The organism is Saliniradius amylolyticus (genome assembly GCF_003143555.1).
Taxonomy (GTDB): Bacteria; Pseudomonadota; Gammaproteobacteria; order Enterobacterales; family Alteromonadaceae; genus Saliniradius; species Saliniradius amylolyticus.
Window position 1 is genome coordinate 1,323,239 of sequence record NZ_CP029347.1, and the last position, 12,547, is coordinate 1,335,785.

Annotated in this window: 11 protein-coding genes and 3 tRNA genes; 13 read left to right on the top strand and 1 reads right to left on the bottom strand. The window is 46.8% G+C overall.

Annotated elements, in window-relative coordinates:
* Positions 1–422 precede the first annotated feature (422 nt).
* Positions 423–1,157: a hypothetical protein gene (locus tag HMF8227_RS06200; RefSeq protein ID WP_109339348.1), complete on the top strand. Its 735-nt coding sequence runs from the start codon at positions 423–425 to the stop codon at positions 1,155–1,157.
* The gene (locus tag HMF8227_RS06205) at positions 1,154–3,433 is read left to right on the top strand and encodes a DEAD/DEAH box helicase (protein WP_109339349.1); all 2,280 of its coding nucleotides are present in this window, start codon (positions 1,154–1,156) and stop codon (positions 3,431–3,433) included. The genes HMF8227_RS06200 and HMF8227_RS06205 overlap by 4 nt, the downstream gene beginning before the upstream one ends.
* Before the next feature lie 58 nt (positions 3,434–3,491).
* On the opposite strand, the gene ansA is transcribed toward HMF8227_RS06205, so the two are convergent.
* Positions 3,492–4,499, bottom strand: coding sequence for an asparaginase (gene ansA / locus HMF8227_RS06210; RefSeq protein WP_109339350.1), 1,008 nt, complete (start codon positions 4,497–4,499; stop codon positions 3,492–3,494).
* A 441-nt stretch (positions 4,500–4,940) separates the two neighbouring features.
* Between ansA and uvrY the strand changes: the two genes are divergently transcribed.
* From uvrY to HMF8227_RS06265, 11 genes are all read left to right on the top strand, one after another.
* Positions 4,941–5,582 carry a UvrY/SirA/GacA family response regulator transcription factor gene (gene uvrY / locus HMF8227_RS06215; protein ID WP_109339351.1) on the top strand — a complete coding sequence of 214 codons (642 nt, stop codon included), beginning with the start codon at positions 4,941–4,943 and terminating at the stop codon, positions 5,580–5,582.
* Positions 5,582–7,408 (top strand): excinuclease ABC subunit UvrC, encoded by a 1,827-nt coding sequence (uvrC, locus tag HMF8227_RS06220; protein WP_109339352.1) that lies wholly within the window; start codon positions 5,582–5,584, stop codon positions 7,406–7,408. Before uvrY ends, uvrC begins: the two co-directional genes overlap by 1 nt.
* A gap of 17 nt (positions 7,409–7,425) precedes the next feature.
* Positions 7,426–7,998 carry a CDP-diacylglycerol--glycerol-3-phosphate 3-phosphatidyltransferase gene (pgsA, locus tag HMF8227_RS06225; protein WP_109339353.1) on the top strand — a complete coding sequence of 191 codons (573 nt, stop codon included), beginning with the start codon at positions 7,426–7,428 and terminating at the stop codon, positions 7,996–7,998.
* 213 nt (positions 7,999–8,211) lie between these two features.
* A tRNA-Gly gene (locus HMF8227_RS06230) sits at positions 8,212–8,287 on the top strand.
* A 14-nt stretch (positions 8,288–8,301) separates the two neighbouring features.
* A tRNA-Cys gene (locus HMF8227_RS06235) sits at positions 8,302–8,375 on the top strand.
* Between the two features lie 50 nt (positions 8,376–8,425).
* Positions 8,426–8,512 (top strand) — tRNA-Leu (locus tag HMF8227_RS06240).
* Between the two features lie 584 nt (positions 8,513–9,096).
* On the top strand, positions 9,097–9,270 hold the full coding sequence (locus HMF8227_RS15030; RefSeq protein WP_162558518.1) for a hypothetical protein: 174 nt from the start codon (positions 9,097–9,099) through the stop codon (positions 9,268–9,270).
* Positions 9,271–9,406: 136 nt separating this feature from the next.
* A complete protein-coding gene (locus HMF8227_RS06250; RefSeq protein WP_109339355.1) occupies positions 9,407–9,925 on the top strand; it encodes a hypothetical protein in 519 nt (172 codons plus the stop codon).
* Positions 9,926–10,138: 213 nt separating this feature from the next.
* Positions 10,139–11,248, top strand: a complete 1,110-nt coding sequence (msrB, locus tag HMF8227_RS06255) for a peptide-methionine (R)-S-oxide reductase MsrB (RefSeq protein WP_204101036.1) — start codon at positions 10,139–10,141, stop codon at positions 11,246–11,248.
* Between the two features lie 84 nt (positions 11,249–11,332).
* Positions 11,333–11,527 carry a hypothetical protein gene (locus HMF8227_RS06260; protein WP_109339356.1) on the top strand — a complete coding sequence of 65 codons (195 nt, stop codon included), beginning with the start codon at positions 11,333–11,335 and terminating at the stop codon, positions 11,525–11,527.
* A gap of 240 nt (positions 11,528–11,767) precedes the next feature.
* Complete coding sequence (locus HMF8227_RS06265; RefSeq protein ID WP_239421225.1) at positions 11,768–12,457, top strand: DUF5020 family protein; 690 nt, start codon at positions 11,768–11,770, stop codon at positions 12,455–12,457.
* Positions 12,458–12,547: the final 90 nt, after the last annotated feature.

Sequence of the window (12,547 nt, forward strand, 5' to 3'; positions counted from 1 at the left end):
CGTTAAAACACCCTGTGGATGGCGTGTCATAGCCAGCAGGGAAAGCCTAAGTCAAACTACTCAACTCTTATACAGGTATAATAGAACTTACACCAGAATCGGTGTCAGGTCGCTAGTAAGGCGCTCGCTTTCTCCAAAGCCACTCTTGTATCAGGCTGATACTAAAAGGCTTTTTGACAGGCTTGTGTTTCTGGCGAGCGCCAAGTTAGACTGTACTCGTTTTCCACAAAACAACCGGTTTGTCGCGACCTGGCGGCATACCCGTAACGGACTGTTTTAAAAGGAGTTATTCAATGTTTGCTCTCCAATCAAGCTTCCAGAACTCTGTATTTATCGCGCGTGCACACTAATAACTGTTATGAGCAGCGCATACATCAAGTTCAGTAACTTTAATCACATCTATCATTTAGAAGAATCAACTGATGACAGAAAAACTAGGATACGGAAGCCAACACATCGACGCTAACTGGGGATGCGATTTTAGGGAGGTCGTTAGTAAATCCACTATTGAAAAAATCAAAGTTTGCCATGTACATGTTAACGAGATCGATAAAATAGCAAATGAACTGGCTAAAAATGTCCTTGATACAGCATGGATGATGAATTTAGATCCAGGATGCCGGCGAGCATATGACAGAACAGTTAATGAAACAGCTCAGGCATTAGTTAGCATTTTCCAAAATACAGCTGCATCTTGTAATGTAGGTAGTGAGTTTGGTGAAGTTATGGTATCTATTGGTTCGACTCATGCACTAGAAGCAATATTTAACCACTTACCGCTACCAGTAGCTGAACTTTGGAAACCTCAATTAAAGCAAAATGAAGGTTTTGATTTTCATACAGTATGCTCAGAGCAAATAATAAATTTTGGCGAGGCTAAATTCTCTGGAGTATCGAATCCACACGGGAATGCAATAAATCAAGCGAAAGGATTCATTGATGATGAAAAACACTTTAGAGATCGTATTCATTTAATAAACTTGGTTTCGGGTGAAGCAATAGATAATCTTGATAAAGATAGCTATGGGGTTGTGGCTGCATTTTCTATAAACACTGATAATCCTCTCTCGATCATACATAATGCCATTAAGTCTGCAGAAGAGAAACTTAACGCTGATGAAATCAAATCAGTCTACTTGGTAGGAGTAACTCGGTGAGTATTACTGAGATCGTTAACAACCCTAATCCATTAATTGGTCTGTCTGTATTACTTGACCAACTCCACCGAGATGGGCCTATAAGTTCAGAAATATTAGAAAAACTAAGTTATTATAAAAAATTCCACGGTGAGATATTTGAAGAACACGAAGAACAAATAATTTCTTCACTTGGCTTGTTTTATAAGTTGCCTGAGCCAAACAGTTTATATTCATTTCTCATTTCTGGATTTGGCAAGCAGCACAAAAATGATTTTGGTGAATACCTAACGCCTGTGCAAGCAAGTGTTAGGCGAGCAGTAAATGATAATCGTGTCGTCTCTATTTCTGCGCCAACTAGTGCAGGGAAATCATATTCAATAAGAGACTTTATTGCTGAGGACGATGGGGATGCTGTAGTAGTTGTACCATCAAGAGCTTTAATTGCGGAATATGTCAATACAATGAAAAAGAAGTTTAAGGGGGATAAGAATGTAATGATTTCTCCCTTTGTTGATGACATATTCAAATCAAGGAATCTTAGAAGGATATTTATTCTAACTCCAGAAAGGGCCAGAGATCTTTTTACCGGAAACCTCAGTCTTAATATAAAAATATTTTTCTTTGATGAGGCCCAAGTTTCTGAGGAGAATGAGCGGGGAATAATATTTGATGTATTCGTCAGAAGAGTGAAAAAACATTACCCTTCAGCAAAATTAATATTCGCACACCCTTTTGTTGAAAACCCCGAAGCTCAACTGAAAAAGCACGATTTCTCAGAAGATTCTGGATACTCAAGGTCATATACGCACGGTACTGTTGGGAAAATATTTATTTTTCAACACAGTAGCAATAGGAAGTATTATCAATTCTCTCCGTATAGTGAAAATGGTCACCATATAAAGAGTTGTGTTGAGTTAGACGGAAAGTTTAATGATTTTGCTTTTGATGGAACTCATTCCGTACTAGTCTTCGTTTCAAAAAACTCAATATATAATGGTTCATATATTGAGCCTTTTAAAAAATATATCGACAACTATAAAAACATCGAAGCTGATGATGCGATAGATATTATTAATACTATCGAGCACTTACTTGGTGCTGACAATGATGGACATGATTCAGATATGGTTGAGTTGTTGCGCAAGGGGATTGTAATTCATCATGGTTCTGTTCCTTTAGAGGTCAGATTCTTAGTAGAAGACTTGATTAGAAAAGGCTATGCAAAAATATGCTTCGCTACTAGCACCCTAGCTCAAGGGGTAAATATGCCGTTTGATATTGTGTGGCTAGATAACATGAGAATTTTAGGTGAGAATGATCAGAGCAGGTCACTTTCCTTTAAAAACCTAATAGGGCGGGCAGGAAGACTTTCTAATGATCCTAAATTCGACTTTGGTTATGTTTTTACAAAAAGCCCTAAATTACTTGCCCAAAGAGTCAATGATAAATTCTTATTAAGTGAAGAGTCAATAATTGACTCGGAAGATATCGATCAAGATAAGGTAGAACTCATTGATTCTATTAAAGATGGCAGCTTCGATGATGACAAACAAGCTCCCCCTTCTAAAATTGAGCGTTTAACAACACCTGAAACCATAAAATATTGCGAATCTATATTAAATATTATTTATGACGAGGCAACAATTAAAGATGCCCTATATGGCTCTCAAAACAAACAAAAAAGGAGGTCGTTAGAGGTTTATTTTCGTTTTCTATATGAAGCCTATATCAATAGAGTGTTGTATGACGGAGAAGAAGCGGTTTTCAGACAGGCAATCTCAATTTTCTTGCAAGTCATTCAAGGCCGCTCATTTAGAGAAATTGTAGGTATTCGTTACAGCTATATATCAAAAAAAGATTCTGGCCATCACGGAAGTCCTGAGTTTTCACAACCAGCAGTAAAACTGCCAAAAAGCTCACTTACTAATTCTTATCCAATGTTCGATGCTTCTAGTAGAGCGAAAGACGTCAGCTATGATGCAATAGTATTTGATACGTACGATTACTTGGATCAGGTTATATCATTCTCGTTAACAGAATCATTCATTACTACCTTCAAGATATATAAAGACCATACATCAGATGTTCGTGCTGATAAAATGATCGAGCTCTTGAGGTTCGGAACCAACAATACCATGCATACGTTACTGATGCGGTACGGTTTCCCACCAGAGAACATTGCTGATATCACGCAATATATACTTTATATCAGTGAAGAAACCATAAACTTCAAAGATGAAATCTATACAGCTCCAAAATACATTCAAGATATGGTTGAATGGTATCTTCCCTGAGAAATGCTCATAACAAGTCAATCCAGCCGACCGCCTTCGGCGGCGGCTGATTGAGGCGTTACTCCGTCACTTCACCCCTTAAATTCTGTTTAAGGGCGTTTTTAATCTCATCTACCGATAAGTCCTGGCTGAGTAGGTAGTGCAGTTTGGCCAGGGCGGCTTCCAGGGTCATATCGCTGCCGGAGACTACGCCGACCTGGGCCAGGGCGTTGCCGGTGGCGTAGCCGGCCATGTTGACCTTGCCTTTTAAACACTGGGTGCAGTTAAGCACGACGATGCCGTTGTCTCTGGCGTAGGCCAGTTCATCCAAAAGGGCCTTGTTCTGAGGGGCGTTGCCCACACCGTAGCTTAGCAATATCAACGCTTTTACCGGCTGTTGCAGGGTGTTTCTTACCACTTCGGCGCTGATTCCGGGATATAGGGTGATCACGCCAATTGGCTGCGGAGTGACTGAGCGTACATGCAATGGTTTGTTGCTGGGCTGGCTGAGTTTGCCCTGACGCAGTTCGATGTTGATCCCCGCTTCGATCAGCGGCGGGAAGTTTGGGGAGGCGAAGGCGTCAAAACCGTCGGCGTGGATCTTACGGCTGCGATTCCCGCGAAACAGCTGGTTATTAAAAAACAGGCTGACTTCGGCAATGGGGTAGTTGGCGGCCAGATACAGGGCGTTTAACAGGTTCACCTGACCGTCGCTGCGCAGCTCGGCCAGTGGGATCTGGGAGCCGGTCACAATCACAGGCTTGGATAAGTCCTCCAGCATAAAGGACAGGGCCGAGGCGGTATACGCCATGGTGTCGGTGCCGTGCAGGATAATAAAACCGTCGTATTGGTCGTAATTAGCTCGAATGTCCTCGGCGATCTGCTGCCAGTCGTTGGGGCTCATATCCGATGAGTCGATCAACTGGTCGTATTCGTGGATGGTGAACTGAGGCATTTCCGGGCGATGGAACTCGGGCATTTTGCTTAATGTCTGACTCAGGAAGCCGGGCACACAGACATAGCCTTTATCGGAAGGATGCATGCCTATGGTGCCGCCGGTGTAGGCCACGTAAATATTCTTTTTCACTGTCACAATCCGATGATGCGTTTGCCCTATAGTGTAACCCGAATCACTGGTCCTTTGATGCCCGTGGGCGCTGGATTTTTCATCATTTGGTGTGCATTTGCTACATTTACGGGTCCAGGCATAGCTTTTGGGATAATCTTTGTGGTATTTATGAATAGTTACAATGTGATAGACGGATGACTCAATGTTGCCAGAGAAGCGATCGACGCCTGACACATGCCGGTGTGGTGGCAAGCCCAAAGGCCCGGAAAAATTGCACGTAGGGCGGGATCGCTGGTTGATTGAGTGTACAGTCAGTCGCTGTTATGCCCGTAATATCGGGCAGGGTAGAGCCGATGTGGTTCAAGGCTGGAATCGGCTCAGCAGCAGTTTTTATCGGTAATAAACAGTAGCACCTTTGGTGGGACATAGAGGGCTCTCAAATTACTCAGGAGCTTCCCCTTGATTAACATTTTTTTAGTGGATGACCACGATATTGTTCGCTTTGGCATTCGCTCACTGCTGGATAAAGAAAAAGACATTAAAGTGGTGGGTGAGGCCGACAACGGCGAAGATGCGGTAAAACAATGTAGGGCATTAGAACCGGATATGGTGTTGATGGACCTGGATATGCCAGGGTTGGGTGGTATGGAGGCCACAAAACGCATTCTGCACCATTGCCCGGATACCCGAGTGCTTTTCTTGTCTATGCACAAGGATAATGCCTTGCCTGCCAAAGTGATGGAAACCGGTGCGTGGGGGTATATCACCAAGGACGCCGGGCCTCAGCAGATGTTGCAGGCCATTTTCAAAGTTCATTCAGGCCAGAAATTTCTGACGCCCGAAATGGCGCAGCAAATTGCCATTAGTCGCTGTGGCGGTGACAGCCAGAATCCCTTTGAAAAGCTCTCCCAGAGAGAGATGGAGATTATGCTGATGCTGACGCGGGGCGAGCGGGTGCTGGATATTGCTGCTAAGTTCAATGTCACGCCCAAAACCGTGAATACTCACAGATACCGGATGTTTGATAAGTTAGGGGTCTCCGGCGATGTGGAACTGACCCGGCTGGCCATCAAACACAACGTGATCAGCTCCGATATTTAATGAGCCAAACCTCTGCCTTTAACCACAAGGCTTTCTTGAAACACCTGACCGAACAGCCCGGCGTGTACCGTATGTACAACGCCGCCGGTGAGGTGATCTATGTGGGTAAGGCCAAGAACCTCAAACGGCGTGTGGCCAGTTATTTTCGTACTAACGTGGGCAGCGTTAAAACCGAGTCTCTGGTAAAACAGATTGCCGATATGGATGTAACGGTGACCCATTCGGAAGCCGAAGCCTTTATCCTCGAAAATAATTACATCAAGAAGTATAAGCCCCGGTATAACATTCTGCTGAGGGATGATAAGTCGTACCCTTATATTGTGCTTACCGATCATCAACATCCGCGGCTCACAATGCACCGCGGCTCGCGCAAGCTCAAAGGCGAGTATTTTGGCCCTTACCCCAGTGCCTGGTCGGTCCGCGAAAGCCTGCGTACCATGCAGAAATTGTTTCCGGTACGTCAGTGTCAGGACAGTTACTATCAGGCCCGCACCCGGCCTTGCTTACAGTATCAGTTAAAACGCTGTGCCGGACCTTGCGTGAAGGGGCTGGTTACTGATGAAGAGTATCAGCAGCAGGTGGACCTGGCACGCAAGTTTCTGAAGGGTAAGAGCAGCGAGGTGATTGATGAGCTGGTAAACCGAATGGAAGCGGCCAGCCAAGAGTTGCGCTTTGAGGCAGCAGCACGCTATCGGGACCAGATTTCTGCCATGCGCAAGGTGCAGGAACAGCAGTGGGTCAGTGGTGATCAGCCGGAGATGGATGTGTTTGGTATCGCCTCCGCTCCCGGTCTTGCCTGTATTCAGGGCTTTTTTATTCGTGATAATAAGTTGTTGGGTAACAAAAGCTTTTTCCCAAAGGTACCGGCAGACTCCTCGCCGGAAGAGATCTTCCAGGCGTTCTTGTTGCAGTTTTACCTGGCGGGCAATAAGTCCATTCCCAAACAAATTGTGGTGCCGGTGCCTTTGCAAGAGCAGGACACCATCGCATCGTTGCTGGCTGAGCAGGCCGGGCACTCGGTGAGTTTTTACCGTGGCGCGCGGGACGAGCGACGCCGCTATCTGCAACTGGCGAATACCAATGCCCAGACGGCGCTGGAGTCGCGTCAGAACAGTCAAAAGTCCGTTGTGGCGCGGTATCAGGAGCTGGAGCAGACGCTGGAGCTGGAGTCACCTGTTCAGCGTATGGAATGCTTTGACATCAGCCATACCTCCGGCCAACAGACGGTGGCTTCCTGTGTGGTATTTAATCGGGAGGGGCCGTTTAAGGCCGATTACCGACGCTATAACATTGAGGGTATTACACCTGGCGACGACTATGCCGCCATGGCTCAGGCGTTGCGCCGCCGTTATCGCAATGTAAAGGACGACAGTAAGATTCCGGATATTTTGCTTATCGACGGCGGTAAAGGGCAGCTGGCTCAGGCCGAGGCCCAGTTTGAGGATTGGCCTCATGACAAAATGCCACTACTTATCGGTGTTGCCAAAGGCACCAGCCGAAAACCCGGCCTTGAAACTCTCATCTTGGCCGGAAATCATGCTACTATCCCGCTGCCTGCAGATTCGATAGCGTTGCATTTAATTCAGCATATCCGCGACGAAGCCCATCGCTTTGCCATCAGCGGTCACCGGCAACGCCGGCAGAAAGCCAAAACTAAGTCCCGGCTGGAGTCTATTCCCGGAGTGGGCGCGAAGCGCCGTCAGGTGATGCTGAAGTACCTGGGCGGAATGCAGGAGGTGCTAAATGCCAGCACCAGCGAATTGGCCAAGGTGCCGGGTATCAGTCAGGCGCTGGCCGAAGCCATTTACGAACATTTACATCAATAATTGGAAAGCAGCGTTACATGTGGACAGTACCGAACATTCTTACCCTTCTCCGAGTGCTGCTGGTACCGGTTTTTGTCGTCGTTTATTTCCTGGATTGGCGCTGGGCCCATCAGGCCGGGGCCTTTATCTTCTGGTTTGCGGCGATCACCGATTGGTTTGATGGTTATCTGGCCCGTCGCTTGGGGCAATTTACGCCCTTTGGGGCCTTTTTGGATCCGGTAGCGGACAAGTTGATCGTAGGGGCTGCCCTGATAATGGTGGCTCATACTTACGACAGCCTGTGGGTGACGATCCCAGCTATCTTATTAATGTCGCGAGAGCTGTTTATTTCCGCTCTCAGAGAGTGGATGGCTGAGTCAGGGCAAAAGGAGATGGTTAAGGTTTCCTTTATCGGCAAAGCCAAGACGATGGCTCAGATGCTGGCGCTTATCGGCTTGCTGTCGGAGTTGGAGACCTTTATGGGGGTCACCATTTATTGGGTCACGCTGGGGCATATTTTGCTGTGGTTGGCGACGGCGTTATCGGTATGGTCTATGGCGATCTACCTGATGGCGGCCTGGAAGTTTTTACTGGTCAAAAGCGACGCCTAACAACGTTTTTTGTTGGAAAATAGGCCGGTTAAGCTAAAAAAGCAGCAGTCGCAAGCAAAAGGGCACTTTTGTGGTTGACAGTCCGGGCAGTGGCTGTAGAATTCTGCTCCACATTTCGCCCAGCGCGATATGCACAGGGAGAGGTACAGGAAGTACTTTGTAATAGCTCAGCCCTATAGGATGACCAAAGAGCAGAAGTAACATATAAAGTTTGCGGGAATAGCTCAGCTGGTAGAGCACAACCTTGCCAAGGTTGGGGTCGCGAGTTCGAATCTCGTTTCCCGCTCCAAACTTTATTCCCAAGGCGGGTTGGCAGAGTGGCTATGCAGCGGATTGCAAATCCGTGGACCTCGGTTCGACTCCGGGACCCGCCTCCATGCTTCTTTAAGCAGAATATCACACCCAAGTCGACAGACTTGCACCCGATGCCCGGGTGGTGAAATTGGTAGACACAAGGGATTTAAAATCCCTCGAACGCAAGTTCGTGCCGGTTCAAGTCCGGCCCCGGGCACCATTTATCTCTTTGATTTTGTTCTCCACTTAAGCTGATGTTCAATTGTTTGAATTGGTGTACCCGGACTTAAACCGACGCCGTTGGCGTGCGGTTCTTAATGATTCCCCGTCTGTTGGTACACAAGGCGCTATTTGTGTCTTGAGTCAACACATCCCTGATGCACCGCCCCCCCCAGCTCACACGTCCTGTGTTCGCGTTGCGCCCGGGTACCAATTATCTCAATGATTTTTTCTCCACTTAAGCTGATGTGCTGCTATTTGACTCACCGAACCCAGACTTAAACCGACGCCGTTGGCACAAGATACAAGCGATTAAAATTCGCGCTCCTTATTACGTTATTTTCCTTCTCTAGCCAGTGGGCGGTCTTTTGCTGCGCAGTGCATTGCCATCCAAAGGCATGTTGTTGCCGTTTGGGCGATATATTTCCACCGATAATGGCCTTGTCAAAATATTGTCTATCGCTGGATAGCAAGGCAGCTATGCGCTCCAGAGATGTCTCCTTCTTGGCATCTAACTTGCAGTCTCTCAGTGTTGCTCTTTGAAGCAACCAATACCATCGATATTTATTATTGGGAGACCATTCAATGATTCAATTAAAAAAAATACTTCCTGCGCTGGCAGTGATATTCGCTTTTTCTTCTTTCGCTGCAGTGATCTCTGACAGCTCGCTAACTGATCTGGAAGTAAAGGGTAGTGAACTGATTGCTTGTAGCATCTGTTTCGGAAAGGGCGGTCTTGAGCCACCGGTTTATTCGTAACTTATCCACACTTATACGAATAGGTTGGGGTAACCTGAGAATGATCTATACATGGTTACCCAAACCTCCTTTACTTCTCTCTCGTTAGTGTGCCAGACTTACATTCCTTTCTGAAAAATCAAGTTGATAGAATCGAGTGGTTGACTGGTTATCCCATTTGGCGAGAAGTATCGTATTTCTCGACATACTTGCAGTATTAATTGTTGTTGTTTTTGGTAGGGCTAATCGTCCGATCTCTATGGTATTGTTTACGATTCTCCTTCTAAGGTTGGTTGAGGGTTTTTTCCTTATAGGGATGGAGGCGATCTGGCATGTAGAGGAGTATAAGACACTCATCAGGTTTGGCTGGTATTTGGGTTATGCCCTGATTTATATGAGCTGCTTCTTTTCTATCGTCTCCAATACGTTTAACAATGGTTTAAATAAGCTTGCTACCGTGCAATTATTGTTGGGGAGCCTGTTTTTCATGGGAACCCTGGAAGTGGCCCGCTATGTCGACAGGTTCATAATAAAGTCTGATGCACTCGGTGTGTTTTACGCGTCATCACAGGCTATCTGCAACCTTATTGTGACCGCTTGCGCCGTGATGATCGCTGTCAAAGTGTTAGCGGGAAAACTCTATTATAAAAAAGACTTGTACGCAGATTACCTCTAAACAGACGCGACTTCTGTTTCGGGCTTTAATCTAAGATGTGGCAAGCTCTTGCTTTAATGGCAACCGGGACAATGAAGACTTTTAAGGTTGTTCGACATATACGATTCGTACGTACGGAAGCTGATTATCCCTCCACAATTTTTGTATTCTGAGTAATCTTTCTGCGCTTTGCCGGTCAATAAAGAGTAAGTCGTTTATTGATTGAGGTGAAGTGTGAAGCTAATCAAGACTGTAGCCATACTACTGGTAACTGTGCTTTCATCCGGTGCGCTGTCTGCCAAAGAGCAGGTTGCGACCTTGGCGGGGGGGTGCTTTTGGTGTGTTGAGGAGGCTTTCGAACAGCTTGAGGGCGTACGGGAAGTCGTGTCTGGGTACACGGGAGGAACGGAAGCTCACCCCACCTATCAGCAGGTCTCATCGGGCAGTACAGGCCACACCGAAGCGGTGCAGGTTTACTACGATCCCGATGTGATTTCCTATGCAGGATTGCTGCAAAAGTTTTGGCGAATCATGGATCCCACTGATGCAGACGGGCAGTTTGTGGATCGGGGGCAGCAATACCGGCCTGAAATCTTCTATCACAATGACCTGCAGCAGCAGGTTGCTGAGGCATCGAAGCAGTGGCTACAACAGTACGGGCCTTTTGAGCAGTCCATCGTGGTGCCGGTCACCCCTTTTTCTGAATTCTATCGTGCTGAGGAATATCACCAGGACTATTATAAAAAAAATCCACTACGTTATAAGTTCTACACTTTTAACTCCGGGCGTTACGATTTTGTCGAGCGGCATTGGGGAGAGACCAGTGGTGTGGACTACCAGCGCTTCACCAATGATAATCCGGGCGGTATGACGCAGGCCGATAGCCGCTATCAAGTGCCTGCTAAAGCTCGACTCAAAGAACAGCTGACGCCCATGCAATATAGGGTCACCCAGCAGGATGAGACTGAGCCGCCATTTGACAACGCCTATTGGGACAATAAGGCGTCCGGTATCTATGTTGATGTGGTCAGTGGTGAGCCATTGTTTTCTTCGGCTGATAAGTACCGTTCCGGTACTGGCTGGCCGAGCTTTACCCGGCCAATCCGACCTGATGCCGTTGTCAGACGGGAAGATAACAGTTGGTTTATCAGTCGGACCGAAATCAGAAGCCGAATTGCCGACTCTCATCTGGGGCATGTGTTCGCCGATGGTCCTGAGCCGACGGGGCTTCGCTATTGTATGAACTCTGCGGCTTTGGAGTTTATTCCGCTGTCCGTCATGAAGGAACGGGGCTATGATGACTATATCGCTGATGTCACCGGTAAGGCTGACTCACAAAACTAAAACGACAGTTAAAAGAAATATCTTTAATTTTCAATAAGTCTGACATATTCTGGAACTTGTAACCGAACCTGTTTGTAAACAGCTATGAAAAATCAAAAACAAATTCAGTCAGAAATTAAAAAGCTCAAGAAAAAGCGTGATAAAACTCAGCGGGAACTTGAAGCTCGTGAGGTCTCGGAAGGAGTAGAGGAAGAGTTTCTGGAAACCCAGCGCGCTATGATTGAAGCCCTGGACATGGAGATCGATGAGCTGTACGAGCAGCTCGAGCAAATCCACTGAGTGCAGAAGTTAAAAACTGGATTACCATTTGTACTTCTCGTGGTCCCGCAATGCGGCTGGTCGGCAGGAAATGGGGTATCGTGATAACGCTGGTTATGTGCGCCGGCTTGTTGCCTCTCTCTGGGGCCCGTCGATAAAGGCTGACACCTGTGCGTATCCTGCGATAAGCTAATCTTACCTGTAAAAGTTAGGCTACCTATACCGATGAGAAAGACGCTCCTTGTCCTAGGGACACTTTTATTGACTGCGCCGCTACACGCAAAACTGTTGTGGCAGGATTTTAGTGCGACGTACCTGTATGGCGAAAATTACCGAGTTGGTGACAGTCGCCGGGCTGTGCTGACCTTTGAGCATGCATCAGGTGCTAGTTGGGGTGATAGCTTTTTCTTTCTGGATCACTTACGTTCTCGCGATGGTGGTCGGGAAAATTACGCCGAGTGGTCACCTCGTTTAAGCGGCTGCAAGTTAGAGATTTATTGCCCTGAAAAAGGGGGGCTCATCAAGGATGTGTTGTTCGCCAATACGGTAGAAATGGCCGAGCATGCGACTCACTTTCTTCATGGCGTTGGTCTGGATTTAAATATTCCAGGGTTCCAATACTTACAGGTGAACACCTATCGACGCAATAATGACCAGGTTGAGGACAACTGGCAGTTGACCACAGTCTGGGGATATCCTTTCTCAATCGGACAACAAGCATTTTTGTTTGATGGCTTTCTGGATTGGTTTTCCAGTACAGAAGACCAGCGTGCCAGCATGAACTGGACATCCCAGCTCAAATGGAATGCAGGCAAAGCCATGGGACTGGAAGAGCGTCTCTATCTCGGGGTTGAGTATGTGTACTGGCGCAATAAATTCGGCATTGCCGATACACTGGGCTTTCCGACTCATGAGTCTAATGTCAATCTGTTAGTGAAATATCACTTTTAACAGACTCGCGCGGAATTCATTTTTAGGGGCGTGAATGGATCGGTAACGGAGTTAGCTTCCGATAGTCTGCACGCTCAGTAAAAGAGACAG